Annotated in this window: 21 protein-coding genes and 1 tRNA gene; all 22 read left to right on the top strand. The window is 46.9% G+C overall.

Annotation, left to right across the window (positions count from 1 at the left end; all coding sequences use genetic code 11):
* Positions 1–813: 813 nt before the first annotated feature.
* The 22 genes from WC592_07815 (at position 814) to WC592_07920 (ending at position 20,442) form a co-directional block, all read left to right on the top strand.
* Positions 814–2,127, top strand: a complete 1,314-nt coding sequence (locus tag WC592_07815) for a glycine--tRNA ligase (protein MFA4982353.1) — start codon at positions 814–816, stop codon at positions 2,125–2,127.
* 58 nt (positions 2,128–2,185) lie between these two features.
* The gene (gene ppdK, locus WC592_07820; GenBank protein ID MFA4982354.1) at positions 2,186–4,933 is read left to right on the top strand and encodes a pyruvate, phosphate dikinase; all 2,748 of its coding nucleotides are present in this window, start codon (positions 2,186–2,188) and stop codon (positions 4,931–4,933) included.
* 70 nt (positions 4,934–5,003) lie between these two features.
* Entirely contained in the window at positions 5,004–5,828 is an 825-nt protein-coding gene (locus WC592_07825; protein ID MFA4982355.1) for a sigma-70 family RNA polymerase sigma factor, read from the top strand.
* 9 nt (positions 5,829–5,837) lie between these two features.
* Positions 5,838–6,362 (top strand): adenine phosphoribosyltransferase, encoded by a 525-nt coding sequence (locus WC592_07830; GenBank protein MFA4982356.1) that lies wholly within the window; start codon positions 5,838–5,840, stop codon positions 6,360–6,362.
* A gap of 32 nt (positions 6,363–6,394) precedes the next feature.
* A tRNA-Arg gene (locus WC592_07835) sits at positions 6,395–6,471 on the top strand.
* Positions 6,472–6,525: 54 nt separating this feature from the next.
* Positions 6,526–7,296 carry a glycosyltransferase family 2 protein gene (locus WC592_07840; protein ID MFA4982357.1) on the top strand — a complete coding sequence of 257 codons (771 nt, stop codon included), beginning with the start codon at positions 6,526–6,528 and terminating at the stop codon, positions 7,294–7,296.
* Positions 7,289–8,080, top strand: coding sequence for a class I SAM-dependent methyltransferase (locus WC592_07845; GenBank protein MFA4982358.1), 792 nt, complete (start codon positions 7,289–7,291; stop codon positions 8,078–8,080). The genes WC592_07840 and WC592_07845 overlap by 8 nt, the downstream gene beginning before the upstream one ends.
* Positions 8,061–8,468, top strand: coding sequence for a hypothetical protein (locus tag WC592_07850; protein MFA4982359.1), 408 nt, complete (start codon positions 8,061–8,063; stop codon positions 8,466–8,468). Before WC592_07845 ends, WC592_07850 begins: the two co-directional genes overlap by 20 nt.
* 1 nt (position 8,469) lies before the next feature.
* Complete coding sequence (locus WC592_07855; protein ID MFA4982360.1) at positions 8,470–9,852, top strand: glycosyltransferase family 39 protein; 1,383 nt, start codon at positions 8,470–8,472, stop codon at positions 9,850–9,852.
* 48 nt (positions 9,853–9,900) lie between these two features.
* Positions 9,901–10,548: a histidinol phosphate phosphatase domain-containing protein gene (locus tag WC592_07860; protein MFA4982361.1), complete on the top strand. Its 648-nt coding sequence runs from the start codon at positions 9,901–9,903 to the stop codon at positions 10,546–10,548.
* Between the two features lie 279 nt (positions 10,549–10,827).
* Positions 10,828–12,306, top strand: coding sequence for an alginate export family protein (locus WC592_07865; GenBank protein ID MFA4982362.1), 1,479 nt, complete (start codon positions 10,828–10,830; stop codon positions 12,304–12,306).
* Positions 12,307–12,570: 264 nt separating this feature from the next.
* Positions 12,571–13,257 (top strand): DUF3047 domain-containing protein, encoded by a 687-nt coding sequence (locus tag WC592_07870; GenBank protein MFA4982363.1) that lies wholly within the window; start codon positions 12,571–12,573, stop codon positions 13,255–13,257.
* Positions 13,254–13,691, top strand: coding sequence for a HAMP domain-containing protein (locus WC592_07875; protein MFA4982364.1), 438 nt, complete (start codon positions 13,254–13,256; stop codon positions 13,689–13,691). The genes WC592_07870 and WC592_07875 overlap by 4 nt, the downstream gene beginning before the upstream one ends.
* Positions 13,688–14,485 (top strand): acyl-ACP--UDP-N-acetylglucosamine O-acyltransferase, encoded by a 798-nt coding sequence (lpxA, locus tag WC592_07880; protein MFA4982365.1) that lies wholly within the window; start codon positions 13,688–13,690, stop codon positions 14,483–14,485. Before WC592_07875 ends, lpxA begins: the two co-directional genes overlap by 4 nt.
* 160 nt (positions 14,486–14,645) lie before the next feature.
* Positions 14,646–15,332 carry an endonuclease III domain-containing protein gene (locus tag WC592_07885; GenBank protein MFA4982366.1) on the top strand — a complete coding sequence of 229 codons (687 nt, stop codon included), beginning with the start codon at positions 14,646–14,648 and terminating at the stop codon, positions 15,330–15,332.
* A gap of 224 nt (positions 15,333–15,556) precedes the next feature.
* Complete coding sequence (locus tag WC592_07890) at positions 15,557–15,955, top strand: hypothetical protein (protein ID MFA4982367.1); 399 nt, start codon at positions 15,557–15,559, stop codon at positions 15,953–15,955.
* Positions 15,956–15,959: 4 nt separating this feature from the next.
* Positions 15,960–16,211, top strand: a complete 252-nt coding sequence (locus WC592_07895; protein ID MFA4982368.1) for a hypothetical protein — start codon at positions 15,960–15,962, stop codon at positions 16,209–16,211.
* 18 nt (positions 16,212–16,229) lie between these two features.
* On the top strand, positions 16,230–16,412 hold the full coding sequence (locus tag WC592_07900; GenBank protein ID MFA4982369.1) for a ferredoxin: 183 nt from the start codon (positions 16,230–16,232) through the stop codon (positions 16,410–16,412).
* A 12-nt stretch (positions 16,413–16,424) separates the two neighbouring features.
* Complete coding sequence (locus WC592_07905; protein ID MFA4982370.1) at positions 16,425–17,006, top strand: flavodoxin family protein; 582 nt, start codon at positions 16,425–16,427, stop codon at positions 17,004–17,006.
* Entirely contained in the window at positions 17,007–17,786 is a 780-nt protein-coding gene (locus tag WC592_07910; GenBank protein MFA4982371.1) for an inositol monophosphatase family protein, read from the top strand.
* Between the two features lie 181 nt (positions 17,787–17,967).
* Positions 17,968–18,339, top strand: coding sequence for a hypothetical protein (locus WC592_07915; GenBank protein MFA4982372.1), 372 nt, complete (start codon positions 17,968–17,970; stop codon positions 18,337–18,339).
* Positions 18,340–18,498: 159 nt separating this feature from the next.
* Positions 18,499–20,442, top strand: coding sequence for a patatin-like phospholipase family protein (locus WC592_07920; GenBank protein MFA4982373.1), 1,944 nt, complete (start codon positions 18,499–18,501; stop codon positions 20,440–20,442).
* The last annotated feature ends 6 nt before the right edge of the window (positions 20,443–20,448 follow it).

The raw sequence follows: 20,448 nt of genomic DNA on the forward strand, positions 1-20,448 counted from the left end.
AGGTCGCCGCGGAGGTCGGTAAGGAACTCGAGTCGATGCTCCGGAAATTCCTCGATTATCACATAGAGCGCCGGCTAAAGAGCCTGGAATTTATCAAGGAGATAGAGAGGGCGTAAAATTTTTCGCATCTGCAGTCCGGCGTGGAACTTGCGGGCAGTTGCCTCAGCTTCGCCGCAAATTTACATTGGGCATGTAAATTTGCTGTGGTAAAATTTCGATGGCCTCGTAACCCGGACTGAGGCATGCTGTTGACAGGTTTACTCGGCCTTGTTTCCCGCCTTCGGCGGGAAGATCGCCATAAGGTATCGAAATTTTACGACATTCGCTTCGGCAACCGCCCGTAAGTTCCCTGCCCGCCTGAAGCAGTCTCTTGCTGGCAGGCGGGACGCCGGCCGAGTTGCCGCAGGCTCCCGTTTTTCTCCATCACAAAGACCTAATATTTTCAATGTGCCCATCATAACATCGGCTTAGGTTTAGGCGTAAGATACGAAAAATTTTTCTATGAAATAGCAGAAAAATATTTTGTGCCACGAGGCAGCTACCGGCAGGTTGCTCTTGAGGCGTTAAATTTTGCCAAGGTAATAGCTACTACCCAAGATAATAGGCGCCATAGTTACCATAAGGGCTGTAATAACACTCTAAACCAATCCTTGCATAAACACTCTTGAAGGCAAAATTAGCCGAAGGAGCACCTGCCGGTAAAGCTGCTAAGAATCAACAGTCACAAAATATTTTCTAGCGCCCACGTTTTCTCTTGATTTTAACACAAGCATGTGTTAGGATATCGAAAATGAAGAGGAATTATATATAGTTATGCAGCAGAAATCTGATGTGATGGAAAAGATAGTATCTCTGTGTAAGCGGCGCGGGTTCATATTCCAGTCAAGCGAGATATACGGCGGCCTGGCGAGCACCTGGGATTACGGCCCGCTTGGCGCAGAGCTCAAGCGGAACCTGAAAGAGGCCTGGTGGCGCTCTAATGTATATGAGCGCGATGATATCGAAGGCCTGGACGCTTCTATCTTGATGCGTCCCGAGACCTGGATGGCCTCCGGCCACGTCAGCAGCTTCGAAGATACCCTCGTTGATTGTAAAAACTGCAAAAAGCGCTTTAAGGTAGAGCACGTTACTGGCAAGGTTTGTCCGGAGTGTGGGGGACAACTTACAGAAGCGCGGCAATTCAACCTGATGCTTAAGACCCACCTGGGTCCGATAGAAGACGAAGGCAGTCTCACCTACCTTAGGCCGGAAACAGCGCAGGGCATATTCGTGAACTTCCAGAACGTCGCTACCTCTATGCGCCGAAAGGTCCCGTTCGGCATAGCGCAGATTGGAAAATCATTCCGCAACGAAGTCACTACCGGCAACCTCACTTTTCGTTCCCGCGAATTCGAGCAGATGGAGATAGAATATTTTGTGAAACCCGGGACAGACGATGAGTGGTATGAAAAGTGGGTCGCCGAGAGGTTCGGCTGGTATTCGAAATTCGGCATTAAGAAAGAGAACCTCAGGAAGAGGGAACACGAAAAGACAGAGCTCGCTCATTACGCGAAAGCCTGCACAGACATAGAATACCAGTTCCCGTTCGGATGGTCTGAGTTGGAAGGCATCGCTAACCGTACCGATTTTGACTTGAAACAGCATATGCGGCTGAGCGGTAAGGATCTTCAATTTTTTGACGACGAGACCAAGGATAAATATTTGCCTTATGTCATAGAACCATCCGGCGGAGTAGACAGGTCGATATTGGCGTTCTTGACGGATTCATATAAAGAGGAAGAGGTAAAGGATGAAAAGAGGGTCAGTCTTACTCTCCACAAGTCGCTTGCGCCGATCAAAACCGCGGTCCTGCCGCTTTTAAGGAACAAGCCTGAGATAGTGGAGTTGGCTAGAGGTATAACGACAGACCTGAAGAAAAAGTTTAAAGCTATGTATGATGATACCGCCTCTATAGGAAGATTATATAGGAGGCAGGATGAAATAGGGACGCCATACTGCATCACTGTTGACGTTGATACCTTAAGCGATAAGAAGGTTACAGTCCGCGATAGAGATACGATGAAACAGGATAGGATAAGCGTGGCGAAAATAAAAGAATATCTGGAGGATAAATTTAATGAGTCGTAATGCGGTTATGGATAAAGAGCAGGATGGTAGTACAAATTTGAAAGGAGCGGCAGTAAAGATGGGCAGCAAAACAGGTAAATACGTATATTCATTCGGCGGAGGCAAAGCCGATGGCAACGAATCGATGAAGAACCTTCTGGGCGGCAAAGGGGCAAACCTGGCTGAGATGGCGGGGCATCCAAGCCTTCGTCTTCCGGTGCCACCCGGATTTACAATAACGACGGATGTGTGCACATATTATTACAAAAACAGCAAGGTCTATCCAAAAGAGCTTAAAGACCAGGTAAAGGACGCCGTATCAAAGGTCGAGAAACTTATGGGTAAGAGGTTCGGGGATCCGATAAATCCGCTTCTAGTTTCAGTCAGGTCTGGCGCGCGCCGTTCTATGCCCGGCATGATGGAGACGGTCCTGAACGTCGGATTGACCGAAAAGTCCATACAGGGGCTCATAAAACAGACCGGAAACGAGAGATTCGCTTACGATGCTTACAGGCGGCTCATTATGATGTACTCTGACGTTGTCATGGAGAAGGCCGCGGGCATTGAGCCTAAAGGCGGCAAAGGGATACGCAAGATCCTTGACGAGAAGCTTGATCAGGTTAAGCATTCAAAGGGTTATAAGTCGGACACCGACCTTACGGCGGCGGATCTTAAGGCATTGGTTGCAGAATTTAAGAAAACGGTAAACAATGTCCTTGGCAAACCGTTCCCTGACAGCGCCGAAGAGCAGCTTTGGGGCGGCATAGGGGCGGTCTTCTCGAGCTGGAACGGCAAACGCGCATTCGAGTATCGCCGTATTGAAAGGATACCCGATGAATGGGGGACGGCCGTTACTGTCCAGACGATGGTATTCGGGAATATGGGCGACGATTGCGCCACGGGAGTTGCCTTTAGCCGCAACCCCGGCAACGGCGAGAACCAGTTCTACGGTGAATATCTGGTCAATGCTCAGGGTGAGGATGTTGTGGCAGGTATACGCACGCCCGGGCCGATAAATGACTATTCAAAGAACGATCAGAGCAAGTCCATGCCGACACTTCAGAAGATCATGCCCGATATTTATAAAGAGCTCGACAGTATTAAGACGAGGCTTGAAAAGCACTATAAGAACATGCAGGATATAGAATTCACTATCGAAAAGGGGAAGTTATTCATGCTGCAATGCCGCGTCGGAAAGCGTAACGGTGTAGCGGCAGTGCGCATGGCAGTCGAAATGTATAAGGATAAATTTATAGATGCACAGACGGCTGTAATGCGCGTTGCGCCGAATCAGCTTGTCGAATTGCTGCTTCCCATGATCGATCCGAAGAAAGAGCTTGCCACTCCGCCGATAGCAAAAGGCCTGCCGGCTGGCCCCGGCGGCGCCATAGGACGCGCGGTATTTACGTCAAACGACGCGGTTGAGTGGGCTTCGAGAGGGGAGAAGGTCATCCTCGTGCGTGAAGAGACGTCGCCTGAAGACGTAGACGGTATGCATAAAGCGCAGGCGATCCTGACATGCAAGGGCGGCATGACTTCGCACGCGGCGCTTGTAGCGCGCGGATGGGGAAAATGCTGTATAGTAGGCTGCAGCGATCTCGAAGTCGGCGAGGACGGCAAGTCCTTTGAGACCAAGAAAGGCGTTGTGGTAAAAGAGGGCGATTGGATAAGCCTCAATGGGACAAAGGGAGTGGTTTATCAGGGTAAGTTGCCGCTTGTCGATGTGGATATCGATAATAACAGATCATATACGGAACTTATGAAGCTTGTCGATAAAGTCCGCGTTCTGAAGGTCCGCACCAATGCAGATACCCCGAAAGACGCTGCTCAGGCAATAAAGTTCGGCGCGGAGGGGATAGGCCTTTTCAGGACAGAGCACATGTTTTACGGAGAAGGCAGTGATAAGCCGCTGTTCCTTCTTCGCAAGATGATAATGTCGAAGACTGAGGCCGAACGGCGATCGGCGCTCGACGAACTTTTCCCGTTCGTCAAGAAGGATATAAAGGCAACGCTCGAAGCGATGGACGGGTTCCCTGTCACGATACGGCTTCTCGATCCTCCGCTCCACGAATTCGTGCCGCACAGCGAAGACAGGTTGAAGGCGCTGGCTGAGGAGCTGGGCGTCGACATGGGTGAACTTAATAAGAGGGCAGAGGGGCTACGCGAGAATAACCCTATGTTAGGACACCGAGGTGTTCGTCTGGGTATCACATATCCTGAGATAACGGAGATGCAGGTGCGTGCTATACTTGAGGCTTCGGCGGAATTGATAAAGGCCGGAAAAAAGGTCGACCCCGAGATAATGATACCGGTTACCTGCGCAAAGAGCGAATTGGACAACCAGAAGGTCATTGTGGATAAGGTCCATAAAGAGGTAATGATGAAATTCGGCCTGAAAAAATTGCCGTTTATGTACGGGACGATGATAGAGATCCCGCGCGCGGCTCTGCAGGCCGGTTCGATGGCCCAGACGGCCGAGTTCTTCTCATTCGGGACGAACGATCTCACTCAGATGACGTTCGGGTTCAGCAGGGACGATATAGGCGGTTTCCTGCCGGACTACCTGAACTCTAAGATACTGCCGGCGGATCCGTTCCAGACGATCGACCAGGACGGAGTCGGTGAGCTTATAAAACTCGGCATAGAGCGCGGAAGAGCGACACGCAAGGTGCTGAAAGTGGGTATATGCGGCGAGCACGGCGGCGATCCTGACAGCGTCAAGTTCTGTCACCGCGTCGGAATGAATTACGTAAGCTGTTCGCCTTTCAGAGTGCCGATATCGCGTCTTGCGGCGGCGCAGGCGGCGGTGGAGAGCAAAAAAAAATAGGAAGTTATAAGGTGTAAGTTTTAAGTAAAAAAATCTTACAGCTTATAACTTACAACTTATAACTAGAAATATGGATGCAATAAGACTGTATCTAAAAGATATAAAGAAGCTGCCACTTCTCACCCCTGAGGAAGAGATATCTCTCGCCAACAGAATAAAGAAGGGCGATGGCAAGGCACGGGCCAAGATGATACAGTCTAACCTTCGCCTTGTTATAAACATTGCCAAGAAGTACTCGCATCTGGGCGTATCTATGCTTGACCTGATCGAGGAGGGGAACCTCGGTTTAATGAAGGCGGTCGAGAAGTTCAATCCGAAGAAGGGCTACAGGTTCTCTACATACGCCGCCTGGTGGATAAGACAATATATTTCGAGAGCGATAGCCAATCAGGGCAAGACCGTCAGGATGCCGGTGTATATAATCGAACTCCTGATGCGTTTCAAAAAAGTCTCCGAGCATCTTACTAATTCCCTTAAACGTAAACCGAAACTTAACGAGATATCAAAAAGGATGAAGTTGCCGATAAAGCGCGTGAAGCAGCTCAACAGAATGGTATCCGGCATATCAAGCCTTAACGCTCCCGTAGGCGAGGAGGGATCCACCGAATTCCTTGATCTCATAGAGGATGAGAACATGACCTCCGCGGCCGATGAGCTCTCTAACTTCCTGACGCAGGAGCGGATAAAGGGCTTGCTTGAAAAGATGTCGAAGAGGGAGCAGAAGATATTGTCGCTGAGGTTCGGTCTTAAGGATGGGGTCCCGCATACATTAAGGGATACCGCGAAGCATTTCGGTATCACCCGGGAAAGAGTCAGGCAGATAGAATCCGCGGCGATGAGAAAGATGCGCGAATTCATAGTCCAGCAGGAAAAGGATGCCGCGGCGAAGCGATAAGGAGAGCATATGCTTGAATTAAAATCTTATATAAGAGACATTCCCGACTTTCCGAAGAAAGGCATTATATTCAAGGACATCACCACTCTTTTAAAAGACAAACGCGCCTTTAAGCGTGTCGTCGATACTATAGCGGACAGATACAAGGACAAGAAAGTAGACTTTGTCCTGAGCGTTGAGGCGCGCGGGTTCCTATTCGGAGCTGCCGTCGCCTACAAGATAGGAGCTGGCATAGTCCCTGTAAGGAAAAAAGGCAAACTGCCTCACAAGACTTACTCTGTAACATATGATCTTGAATACGGAAAAGATACCTTAGAGGTCCATCAGGACGCGTTTCGCAGAGGGACGAGGATACTTATTGTGGACGATCTCTTAGCGACCGGCGGGACGACAAAGGCCGTAGCTGAGCTTGTGGAGAAGATGGGCGGCAAGATCGTAGGTATAGCATTCGTTATCGAACTCCTTCCTCTGAAAGGGCGCGAGAAACTGAAAGGCTATCCTGTGTTGTCGCTTGTAAAAGATAAGTATTGTTGATAATAATTCGGTATAACAATGCAATACACGTTGCCCCTGTAGCTCAGATGGATAGAGCACAGGTTTCCTAAACCTGGTGTCGCCCGTTCGACTCGGGCCAGGGGCGCCATCCAAAAGAATCCCGAACAATACAGTTATACAGTAAAAAAAGGCGGCTTGTCGCATGGCGAACAAAATCCCGGTGTCAGTAGTTATCATAACCAAGAACGAGGAAGCGAACATCCGGGAGACCCTGGAGTCGGTCGTCTGGGCGGACGAGATCATTATAGTCGATGACGAAAGCACCGACAAGACGGTCGAGATCGCGAAGAGATATACCGACAGGATATTTTCCCGCAAGATGGAGGTGGAAGGCATTCACAGGAACTGGGCGTATGCGCAGGCGCGCAATCTCTGGGTCCTGAGCCTTGACGCGGACGAAAAAGTTACCCCTGAGCTGGCTCTTGAGATCGCTAAGGCGGTCCCGTCGGAGGAATTTGTCGCGTATGATATACCTCTGCGTAATTATATCGGCAGCTATTGGGTCAGGTACGGCGGATGGTATCCGGCCAATAAGGTGAGGCTCTTCCGGAAAGATAAATTTAAATACGAGGAAGTGCAGGTGCATCCCGTGGCTTTCATAGACGGGAAATGCGGACATCTGCGATCGGACATAATCCATAAAGGTTACCCCGACATCGAGCATTTCTTGAACAGCGTCAACCGCCAGTCGACGCTTGAAGCCGCCAAATGGATGAATACGGGCCGAAAGATGACGCTTGGGCATATCACGCGGAGGGCGCTCGACAGGTTCTTCAGACGATATGTCAGGAAGAAAGGCCATAAGGACGGGATGTACGGGTTCGTTGTCGCTTTTTTCGATACCCTGTATCAGGTATTGAGCTATGTGAAATACCGGGAACTGCTGGAAAAACAGGGGAAGGATCGTGCCTGATAATACAAATGATCGGCATATGTCAATCTGCCCGGTTTGCGGTATCGCGGACTGGGCATCTGTTTATAGGATAGGGCGATGGGACATAGGAGAATGTAAGGCTTGCGGTTTCGCTAGGATCGATCCTATGCCCGACAGGGAACTCCGAGCGGAGTTCTATTCCGAAGAAAAGGTGGTCAGCAGGAACACTAAAGAGCAGACCGCGTCCCAGAGATTTTCCAGGTCCATGAAACGGTTCTTTTCCCGTATAGGGGGCCGCAGTAAGAGCGGTATATTTTATGACAAGCTCTCCCATTATCTGAGCGCAGGCTCGAAGATACTGGACCTCGGGTGCGGTGACGGCAGTTTCCTTAGGTCGGCAAAGAGATGCTTCTTATGTACCGGTGTCGAGATCTCGGGATACCTGGCCGGCCTTGCGAAAGATAAAGGCGGCATTAAAGTAATAAACGGCAATTTTCTGGAAATGGAAATAGGCGAAAAATTCGACGGTATAACGATGATATCCCTTTTAGAGCACCTGGACGATCCCGCGAAGGCGCTAAAAATCTGTTTCGGCCTTTTGAACAGGAACGGCGTTCTGCTCATCAAGACTATAAACTACGGATGCCTGAACAGGATGATTAAAAGAGAGAGCTGGTCCGGATTCCGTCCGCCGGACCATATGGTCTATTTCACCCCACGCAACTTGAAACAACTGCTTGAGAAGGCGGGTTTTGCCGGAATAAAGGTATCCGCATGGCCTTTTAATGACAACATGTACTGCGATGCTCATAAGATCGGTTAACTACAAACTCATATCCGTAATATGGGTCTTCATATGGCTGCTATTTTCCGTCAGAGGCTATATATTGACCGACTCCAAGGTCTTTAAGAACAGCCTGGGTAAGAGCGTAGAGCAGAAAAAGCGGAATCTGATGAAAAGCGGTCTTTATGATTTTGTATTGTTCTGCCAAAAAAATATCCCCGAAAAAGAGAATTTTGTTTTTGTGTATGATGCGAAAGCGCTGGATCCGGTTGAAGGATCCAGGGTCTCCTATTATCTCTACCCTCGAAAGATGATCAAAGACGCCCCCTATATAATGGTATTTGATATGAGCGGGTACAAAAAAGAGGGCTTTAAGCTTCACGCAAGCCTTAGCAAAAACTCATTCATCCTTCGAAAGGCCGATTGAAATGATTGACCTTTTCCCGGTTGTGAAATTAACGCTTGGCATCCTGATAACTTTCTTCGTGGGATACAACATCATAAAGGCCTTATCCTGGAGTAATCTCAAAATAATGGGATCATTAGAGATTGTATTTCTATCTTTTCCTATCGGCATATCCGTTATTACACTGCAGATGTTTATCCTGGCCATTTTCGGAAAAGGATGGTCTCTCTTTAATATGGCGTTGCCGTGGGTCTTCCTGTTATTGGTAAATCTGGCCGTGTTTTTCATGAGAAAGAGGAGACCTGCTGAGCCGCAGGCAGCCAGGTCCGCGCTCGATTTCGTGGAAAAGGCGTTAATATGCGGTATTATCTTACAGGTCATCTGGGTTACATTGAAAGCATTCGCTCTTCCGATCGAAGCGCCGGATGCTATTGCCATATATGCGTTGAAAGCAAAAGCGTTTTACCTTAAAGGCGGCATGGACCATGACATATTGAAGAATGTTACATTTAAGGATTCTCACCAGGACTATCCGCTTTTGTTGCCATTGGCAGAATGCTGGATATACAGGGCCCTGGGAAACCTGAACGACTTCCTGGCAAAAGCGCTCTTTCCGATTTTTTTCTTGAGCGCGACCGGGATATTCTACAGCATGCTAAAAAGATTCATAAAACGCCGCGGAAGCCTCCTGTTTACTTTTATGCTTGCCTCGGTTCCTCAATTTACTGTTTTTGGCACTAACGCATATGCCGATCTTCCGCTGACCTGTTATTATACGGCAAGCCTCCTGTATCTATTTTTATGGATGAAAGAAAAAGAGACGCCGTATCTTCTCCTTTCAGCCCTGATGTCTTTTTCGGCTGCATGGACCAAGAATGAAGGATCGATGCTGCTGGTGATAAACATATTGATCCTGGCAATCTTTTTAGCAAGAGATAAGATGAGGTTCGTAAAAAAGGCAATATCTTTATCCGTGTATCTGGCTGTTGTCATCGTATTGCTTCTTCCATGGATATCTTTTAAGAACTCTATGGCGTTGGAAAGCGATATAGTAAATAAAGCCACTATCACCCCATCCAATGTTGGCGCTAACCTTGGCAGGGTGTGGCCGATCCTGTATGAATATCAGAAGCATCTATTTGGGCCAAAGAGATGGAATATTGCATGGATCTCAGTCCTTGTAGTTTTTATTTTAAAAATTAGAAATGTCTTTAGAGATGAAATCGGATATATCGCTTTCGCAGCAATATTGTGTATCGCCGGCTACACGTTTATTTACATCGTGACTCCTCATGATCTGGGATGGCACCTATCTACAAGCGCAAGCCGCCTGATGCTTCACGTCTTACCTGTAAGTATGTTCTGGCTTGCCTTATCTACAAAGAAAGACCTGAACCTTTTTTAACGCATTTTTTCTTGCCATAGGAGCATCACGTATGCAATAATACAAACCATGATAGACCTGCACACGCACACACTTTTTTCTGATGGCGAACTTTTGCCGAGCGAACTCGTTAGACGAGCTGAAGCGAAAGGGTACAAGGCCATAGCTTTGACAGATCACGCCGATCTGTCAAATATCGATTTTATCGTTCCCCGGATAGTAAAAGTCTGCAAGTCGTTAAATTCTTTTTGGAAGATCCGCGCGATCCCCGGAGTCGAGATCACGCATGTTCCTCTCCAGGAGATAAAAAGACTGGTCAAACTTGGCCGCAAACTCGGGGCCAGGATAGTCGTTGTCCATGGTGAGACCGTATCTGAGCCTGTCATCCCCGGGACCAATAAGTACGCCATTAATGCAGGCTGTGATATTTTAGCTCACCCGGGCTATATTACTAGAGGTGACGCGGAGCTTGCGCGATCTAAGGGGGTATATCTGGAGCTTACCGCAAGGAAGAGCCATTCTCATACGAATAAGCATGTCTATAAGATGGCGAAGTCTGCAGGCTCAAAGCTGGTTTTAAATACAGATGCGCACAATGATGGAAACCTGATATCGGACAGCCAGGGTAGGGGGATCCTTCGCGGCATAGGGCTAAGCCCCGCAGATATAGAAGAAGTGTTCAAGAATTCAGAGTATATCGTAAGGAATATAGGTTAAGAATATAGAAATAGTTAATTATCCTTGACAAGTATGACTTATATGATATACTTATGTTAAATATAAAAAGTCAGTTAAGCCTATAACACCATCGATGATTTTAATCTTGGCGCAAGAGGAGGTGGTATTTAAAATAGCCATAGGTCATCAAGAAGTGGTGATATAGATAAGAGGTGATAGATACAATAAAGACAGGCCGTGTGACGAGTGTCAGGAATTTCGGGCCTGAACTTTACGATATATTTGTAATTTAGAAGTTAAAAATTAAAAGGAGGCAGCATGAAGTTTTTAAGAGTACTTTGTGTTTTGGCAGTAGCACTTTGCCTTACGGCAAGCGTTTACGCTGAGACCCAGAGCGTTAAGGTGAGCGGAGACCTCACGATGAGGAGCCTGTTCAGGAATCAATATGATTATCAGAGCAGCCCTCCTGAGCCGGATCAGCCAAGGACCGGTTTAGATAGTTCATGGCAGTCATGGTTGATGTCAGTGGCTGAGATAGAGATCGATGCGGACCTCACCGATAACGTCCAGACGGTTATCAGGTTAGTGAACCAGAGGGATTGGAATGTATGGGCGAAGTCAGACAGTGCGACTACCGGGGGCTTCCCCAATGGCCGCGCAGCCTATACGGAAAACGATGATGAATTTGATGTCATGGTTGATCTTGCTTACGTGACATTGAAAGACTTCATCTATTCACCGTTGACAGTTACTATCGGCCGTCAGGACCTGTGGTTCGGTAAGGGGTTCATAGTTGGCGCGAACCTCCAGAACCCAGGGAATGGCTGGAATGGCTCAACAGGCGGCAATTTAACAGCGCCGGAATACACTGCAGTATGGTCGTTTGATGCCGTGAAGGCAGTGTTAGACTATGACCCATGGACGATCACAGGCGTGTACTCCAAGATTTATGAGGATGCTGTACAGGCCCGTGATGATGTCGACCTCTATGGCTTGAACGTGGGCTATAAGTTTGACTCATACATGGCAGAGGCAGAAGCGTATTGGTTCTGGAAAGCAGACCGCGGCCTTGACGCCTACAGGAACATATCTAGGAATACCAATGACGTTCATACATTTGGATTGAGGGGCAGTTTTGATCCGGTGGATGTCGTTACGGTTAACCTAGAAGGCGCGTATCAGGGCGGCGAGTATGTCGCTAACAGGCTGCAGACTACTTCCAGGGTGCGTTCAGCATGGGCCCTTGACGTAGGTACAGAGTTAAGGTATTTTGCCGAGAAGTACTCCTGGAAGCCGAAATTTGGAGCAGAGTTTATCTATTATTCCGGAAATAAGCCGGAGGATAACACTGCCAGCGATCCGGGCGGGCAAGGGACGTATACCGGCTGGGATCCAGTATATAGAGGCAAATTCGATTCAGCGATTCGTGAGTTTGTAGGCAGGTTCTATTACACGGGAAGATATCCTGCTAACAACGATAATTTCTATTCAGCTGATGACGCTTCTTACAGGAATCAGTTCCAGATGATATTCCTTGGAAGCCTCCAGCCTATGGATAGCCTTACGCTGAAAGCGAATTACAATCTGTTCTGGAACCAGTGTGCCTATACCATCGCAAATGATGACAAGTCATTAGGTTTCATTGGCCAGGAAATAGATCTTACGGCAAATTGGGATTACACAGAAGATGTCAGCTTTGGGCTTCTGTGTGGCTGGTTTGTGCCGGGAGATGTGTATTATGAGAATATGAATAAGGTTACTACGGATATCGTAGGAACGGTAAAGGTAAGCTTCTGAGTAGAGTATTGCGAAAAACCCCCGCTCTTTGATAAAGAGCGGGGGTTTTTTATTGCCTTGTCTCTGTATTTCTATTGACTTTTTTACCGTATAGAAATAGAATATAATTGATTTGCGGCCTTTATAGGAGATCTTAAAAAATTTAGCATGACTCATAATATTTCGAAAAAAAAATACAAAAAGATTCTTTTACTATTTTCAGTTATTTTGATCTCCGCTTCTGCGGTTGGGACGTATCTCTATTTCCACAAAATATCTTTAAAAATGCCATTTCTGGCCCCTAAGGCGCCCCCCCCGGCGCCGGCAGTATATAAGTTCGAGGCTGTTAAAGAATTCCAATTCTCGGATGATAATGCGCTCAAGGAGTGGGAAGAAAAAGTATTCAGGAGTAAGGTCATATACCAGATAGAGAACGACGGCGCGCTCTCTTATGTCAGAGCGACTACCGATAAAGCCGCATCCGCCCTGTATTATAAGATAAAGATGGACGCCAGGAAAAAACACCCCCTTATAAGCTGGAAGTGGGAAGTAAAAAAGTTCCCCGCCAAAAAACTGCCGGAAAGCCTCGAGACGAAAGATGAGGACGACTTCGCCGCGAGGGTATATGTACTATTTATAGCGCCCTTTTTTACCAACTCAAAAGTGCTTGAATATATATGGGCAGAAAAATTGCCCGTGGGAACCAGCGGAGCCAGTCCATATTCATCAAATATCCAATTGATAGTGTTAAGAAGCGGCTTGGACAATGAGGAGGGGTTTAAGTTTGAAGAAAGGGATATAATGGCCGATTATTTAAATGCGTTCGGAAGGCCGCCGGAACACGATATTGGCGCGGTGGCTTTCATGACTAACGCGGAACATACCGAATCGGGCGCGGATGCGATGTACGATGATATAAAACTCGGATACAAGGAAGATGCGACCAAAGAAGAGAAGGGGGGAGGCCTTTGAGAACAAAATTCATAAGGACAAAATATTTGACCAAAAGCCGTATGCAGTTCAGGTATCTTTTACTTCTAATAGTATCTATGATAGTACCGGTGGTATTTGTCGCGGGTTGTATGTATTACCTGATCTTTACTATAATGGCTGAACAGCTTGGGATACCTGAATATGTAGCGTACAACCTGTTCCCGGTCATCAAGAAGATAAACATGATACTTTTAATCGGGGTGCCGCCTCTTTTTATTGCGCTCATTTTGTGGGGGATAGTGATTTCCCACAGGCTTACGGGGCCGATCGAACGGCTGGTATCAGAGCTTAAGAAGATCGCCGAACACGGCCATTATTCATCAAGATTAAGGTTGCGTAAGAATGATGACATGAAACCGATCGCCGATGCCATAAATAAGGTGCTGGATAAGGTTGAGGAGAAACATAAATGAGTATAAGTGAACTTGCAATAGTCAGCAAAGCGGCCAGGATAGCCGAGGGTGTTGAAATAGGGCCGTATGCCGTTATAGAAGACGGCGCGGAGCTCGGACCGCGGGTGAAGGTGTGGCCTCATGCCCATGTCTGCACGGGCGCATCGATCGGCGAGGATACTCAGATACATATGGGTGCAGTCGTCGGGCATATACCGCAGGACCTCGCGTTCAAAAATGAGAAGACATATTTAAAAGTCGGTAAACGCAACATAATAAGAGAATATGCGACGATACACAGGGGGACCGGCGAGGGCACCTCTACCGTTGTAGGCGACGATTGTTATATAATGGCAGTTGCTCATATCGGCCACAATTGCCACATAGGGAACAGGGTCATACTTGCGAATTGCGCCCTTCTGGCGGGACATGTGACAGTAGAGGATTATTCTTTCATATCGGGTAACGTTGTTGTCCACCAGTTCTGCCGCATAGGCGAACTATCGATAATCGGAGGTTTTACAGGGGTCAATAAGGATGTCCCTCCATATATGCTGGTTCGCGGCCCTTCGGTAGTTAGATCGGTCAATCTGATAGGCCTTAGAAGAGCAAAGTTTTCGAGAGAGCTTATTAATAATATCAAAGAGGCGTACAGGTTCTTATATATGGAGAATCTGAATACAGCCCAGGCTATCGAGGAGATAAAGAAGCTGAAGCCATACGCCAAGGAATTGGATCATCTGGTGCAATTTATACTGGGGTCAAAAAGAGGGATCTGCAAATATAAATACAGCGACACGGACTATTTTGAATAAAGATGAGCGCGTAAAGGTAAAGTCGTATTGGCGCTATCGCCATGCGCTTGACTTTTCGGGCTGGACCATATAAGGGATGAATTTATAAGCCTTATGCAAAAACTCGCCGCAAAAAACCTGTCGGATGATAACCCGTCAGCGCTGATCAAGCTCATATTATATGACCATCCATCCATATCTAAGAGGATCGATTTTGCAAAAAATTTCAAATAGTATTTTTATCGACATATATAAACGCCTGTATAAAGTTTACGGACGGCAACACTGGTGGCCGGGAGATACCCGCTTTGAGATGATGGTGGGGGCTATATTAACGCAGAATACATCCTGGTCAAATGTGGAAAAGGCAATAAGGAACCTGAAAAAGGAAAATGCTCTGTCTTCAGCTGAAAAACTTCTGCGTACGAACGGCCGGACCCTGGCGCGTCTCATTCGCCCGTCGGGGTATTATAATGTAAAATCAAAAAGGCTTAGAGATTTCGCCGGGTTTTTGGTAGCCAGATATGGCGGAGACCTGAACATGATGTCGCGGAGGGAGACCGGCGAATTAAGGGAAGAATTGCTGGATGTCAAAGGGGTAGGTCCGGAAACATGCGATTCTATGCTTCTTTATGCGCTTAACAGGCCGGTCTTTGTGGTTGATGCATATACCAGGAGGATATTTTCACGTCATAAGCTGATTGACGGGAATGCCGGCTATCATGATATCCAGAGATTGTTCATGGTCAACCTTCCCGCCGACCACAGGCTTTATAATGAATATCACGCTCTTATAGTCAGGTTGGGGAAAGAATTATGCAGAAAAAATCCTTCATGCGAAAGATGTCCCCTGAATAGACTCATTTAATTCACTTGTCCCGTTCGTATAACTCTCGGCACCTGGTAGATAGACTCATTTAATTAACTTGGCCGTTCGTATAACTCACGGCACTTAGTAGATAGACTCATTTAATTAACTTGGCCGTTCGTATAACTCACGGCACTTAGTAGATAGACTCATTTAATTAACTTGCAAATAGTGATTCGAGATAATATAATAATGCGCAAATAAAGCAAAGTGAGGGGTGAGATATGGCTAAGAAGAAAAAAGTGAAAGCAAAAGCACGTAAGGCGAAATCCAGGGTTAAGAAAACGGTGAAAAGGCCTAAGGCTGTTAAGACGAGATCCAGGAAAGTCGCCTCAAGGAAAGCAAGAAAAGTCGTAAAAAAGATGCCTGAGATCACGCTGGAAAAGATAGGCGAGGTGACTCACTATTTTCCGCATGTCAAGGCTGCGGCGGTATTAATATTGAAAGACAGCCTTAGCGTGGGAGATCAGATATACATAAAAGGCCATACTACAGATTTTAAAGAAAAGGTAAATTCTATGCAGATGGACCGTGTTTCTATACAGATAGGCGCTAAGGGGCAGGAGATAGGGCTCCTGGTGAAGAAGCGGGTAAGAATAGGGGATAGCGTATACAAGGTATAAACCTATGAACAGGACATACAAGAAGGTCCTGCTTGGCCTTGGCTTGGATGCCAAAGACGGACACGTGCGGATCACTAAAGGCAAGAATTTCCGTCTCTTCGGAGGTTCACAGGAGACGCACGAGACCATGCAGGAGAAGGCGATAAAATTCAACGAGCAGCTCAATAAGCGCCGCAAATCGCTGGATGATATAAACGAAGAAGAGTTCCGCGAAATATCGAAGAAAATAGGTCTTAAATTGCCCGGTGAAAAGTAGCCGGGGGAAGGGTGAAGAATGGCAAAAATATCTATCGATGATTCGCTGTGTACCGGGTGCGGGCTTTGCGCCTCGAACTGCCCGGATGTTTTTGAGGTTGGCGACGATAACCTGGCGCACGTTGTGGCTGATGCGTGCTCAAGCTGTGATATCAAAGAAGTGGCCGACCAGTGTCCTGTGAACGCTATCGCCGTAAAGTGACCCGGACCTAAAATGATGGTTAAGGTTATAGGTATATGCGGAAGCCCTCGCAAGGGCGGGAATAGTGATATCCTTTTGGACGCAGCGCTTGAAGGCGCGCGGACACAAGGTGCCGTTACGGAGAAGATCGTATTAAATGACCTTAACTTTAAACCGTGCCAGGCATGCGGCGGTTGCGATGAAACCGGTGTTTGTGCCATCGTAGACGATATGCGATCGGTCTATAATATGATCGAAGGCGCCGATGCCGTCATAGTAGCGTCTCCCGTTTATTTTAACAGCGTGAGCGCTCAAATGAAGATGATGATAGACAGGTGTCAGTGTCTGTGGGTCCGTAAATATATCCTTAAAAAACCGTCTGCCAAAGAAAAGAGCGGCATTTTCCTGTGCGTATCCGGCGCCGATAAAATCCAATTTTTTAATTGCTGCAAGAAGGTAATAATGTCGTTCTTCGCGACGCTCGATATAGCGTATTTCGGGGAAATATGCTGCAGGGGGCTTGAAGCAAAGGCAGCTATAAAGAATGAGAAGACCGCGCTTGGTAAGGCTTTCAAGCTTGGCGCCAAACTGGCTAAAAACGGAAATTCCGCATAGATGGAAAACTTGTATAAAAAGGTAGCTATAGAGGCCGCCATAACGAGCGGCCGTTTCATTAAAAGGTCCGTAGGCAGAACCATCAGGATATCTTATAAAGGAAAGGACAATATAGTCACTGATATCGATAAAAAAGCGGAATCTATAATAATTAATAAGATCCTTTCCGCTTTTCCCGATCACGCTGTACTCTCGGAAGAAAGCCGCCCCATACGCAGTCTTTCGCCATATAAGTGGATAGTAGATCCTCTCGACGGTACGACAAATTTTGCTCATTCTTTTCCGTTCTTTTGTGTTTCCATAGCCCTGGAAATGTCCGGTAACGTAGTGCTAGGAGTCGTGTATGACCCTGTAAGGGACGAGTTATTTTACGCGGAACATGGAAAGGGAGCCTGCCTGAACAACAAGAGAATATTGGTGTCGAAGACGCAAAAACTCCGCGAGGGCTTTCTTGCTACCGGATTCGCATACGGCAGGGAGAAAAAGGACAGGAATGTTGCCAATTTCCGGAGATTCCTGATGAAGGCGCTGGCTATCAGGCGCGCCGGATCTGCCGCCCTTGACCTATGTTATGTAGCTTGTGGCAGGTTTGATGGATATTGGGAGTATGGCCTTCATCCTTGGGATAGCGCTGCCGGTATGATTATTGTTAGAGAAGCAAAAGGTTTGGTAACAAGGTTTGGCGGTGAAGATTACTATCCTTACGACAATGATATTTTGGCGTCAAATGCCGTTATACATAGAAGCATGCAAGCGATCCTCATTAATCATCGCGAATAATCGAATATCTTAACAATTTAATTCTATTAATATTGCGACGGAAAGAATTGTTTATTCTTTATAAACATAGGGTAAAAGTTAGTGTGTTAGTCCATAAAATATTTAGATATTTTCTATTGACAAAGGGCGCCATTTGGTATAGACTTGACATGTAAATGAAGTATAACTAAAGACAGGGGATATGAAATACAAAACCACTATAGAGATCATATCAGATGCTTCGGATAAGTGCGAAGCGGCCGATATAGCTGGCGAGTATCTTTCCGGGAACTTGGTTTCCGGCGTCGCTATGAAATGCCGCACATCAGCCGTATGCTCATATAAGAAGACCGTTGTTGCGATATTTGTGGTAGTGCTTGTCGTGTCCATCGGTATATTTTCCGCCTGGCAGCCAAGGATATCTCAGAGTATGACGCCACTTACATTATCCGGCATAAGCGCGGTTCAGCCGCCTCTCAAGACAGCGCAAGACAAAAAGAGCGAGGATTTTAAGAAGGAATGGCAAAAGAAGCAGAATAAAGCCGCCATAGACCTTATAAAATCCGTTCGTTAATATAAGAATTCATACGCTCGTACTTGCAAAAACATTTTTTAGACGCTTCATTTAAGGTTATCTTAAGTGAAGCGCCTTTTTTTTATTAAAATCGCAATGATTTATCAATACGATTATGGTATATTATTCATGGCTATTACTTAGGAGGAAGGTCCTTTCATGGGTGATATACTGAGGTTGCGGGAAAAGCTGTCAATAATCGGTTATATACCTCTTTTTGCCGGACTTACAGTAGAAGATAAAAAGACCGTTGCTGCGGCCAGCTCCATTATAGAGTATAAAAAAGACGATGTAATATATCGAGAAGGAGAACCGGCAGACGCGTTCTACTGCGTCATTACAGGAAGGCTCAAAGCCTGCATAACCAGGCATTCCACTACGGAGAACCTGGAGTATTTAAAGCGTGGAAAATATTTTGGTATCATATCCATACTTACAGGAGACCCGCATTCCGTAACTGTCCAGGCCGTTAATGACTCTATCATCCTAAGGATACCGAAGGCCGATTTTGACAGGATGCTCGGGCGAATTCCTGCTCTAGCCATTCACTTCGGCAAGACCCTTTCAAAAAGACTCAAGACGAAAGACACCCATGGCAGGAAGGTCTTTGAGAGCAATATAATATCGGTATTTAATATATCCGCGGGCGCCAGCGCAGACGATTATATCCTTAACCTTGGCATCGGCCTGAAGAGCCAGACAGGCAAGAATATTATTTTTTTATACCTGAATAAAACCGGCGATAATACGTTTTATGCCTCCGGCGTTTCATTCTCTTCAAAATTGATCCGCCTCGATTCCCCGTTCTTCAACGAAGACATTGTCACTGAAAGCATATCCAGGCATGCCTGCGGTATAGACTTTATCAATGTAGCCCATAATCCAAAAGAACCCCTCAACCTGGTATCCCTTCTCAGTTATCTGACGAACTACTACCATTACCTTCTTGTCGGCCTTCCCAACGATATGGATGCGGCGATCTTTGAGTGCCTGCGGCAATCCGACAGCATTCATCTTATAACTGTCCCTGACCAGTCCGGCCTGAAGGCCGCGGCAAAACTTGCAAACGAATTGGAGGCTTCGTCGGCAGGAATGGGGATCAAGATGAAGATAATAACTGATGAGTCCGCCATGGTCGAGCTTATCCCGTTCGAGGAAAGAGTAGAAACCCTTAAGCATGATATCTTCGCAACGCTCCCTGAGATCAAAGGATTAGAAGGCAGCATAGTCGCCGCAGAACCTGTGTTGACCAGATGCCCGGATTGCGAATATTCTAAGATGATAAGGAGGATATCAAGACAGGTGGGGGATTGCCTGATAGGCCTTGCCCTGGGAAGCGGAGCGGCTTTAGGATTGGCCCACATCGGTGTTCTAAAAGTCCTGGAAAGAGAGAAGATACCGATCGATATGCTCGCCGGCACCAGCATGGGCGCGTTGATCGGGGCGCTTTGGGCTGCCGGGAAAGATCCCTCGGAGATTGAGGAGATCGTAAAGCAATTTAAAAAAAAGATAACGACCTTAAGGCTGCTCGACCTTACATGGCCTTCCCATGGGCTGATAAAGGGGAGGGAAGTGAGGCGATTCCTGATATCCCAATTAGGCGATAAGACTTTCTATGACCTTAAACTGCCTTTCAGGATAGTGACATGCGATATAGAGACCAGGGAAGAAGTGGTTCTTGAGCAAGGGAACCTGGCCGAGGCGATCATGGCATCCGTTTCTATACCCGGGATATTCGAACCCGTAAAGATCGACGGCAGGCTTCTGGTCGACGGCGGCATAATCAATCCTCTGCCCACGAATGTGCTTACGAGGAGCGGTGTTGAGAAGATAATAGCCGTAAACTCCCTTCCGAGCCCTGAGGATATCCAAAAATCGAAGAAGAAGTTGACCAATATATTCGATATCATAGTGAACAGCGTCCAGGCCAGCGAGTATCTTCTGGCAGAGACGAGCTGCCAGGTTGCGGATATAGCAATGCATCCGATACTTCCCACGGCAGACTGGTATGAATTCTATGAAAGCGAAAAGATAATAATGAAAGGGGAGGAAGAGGCTATCAAATATCTTCCGCGCCTGAAAGAACTGGTAATTTCCACATAGACATAT

Source organism: Candidatus Omnitrophota bacterium (assembly GCA_041648975.1).
Classification (GTDB): domain Bacteria; phylum Omnitrophota; class Gorgyraeia; order 2-01-FULL-45-10; family 2-01-FULL-45-10; genus JAQUSE01.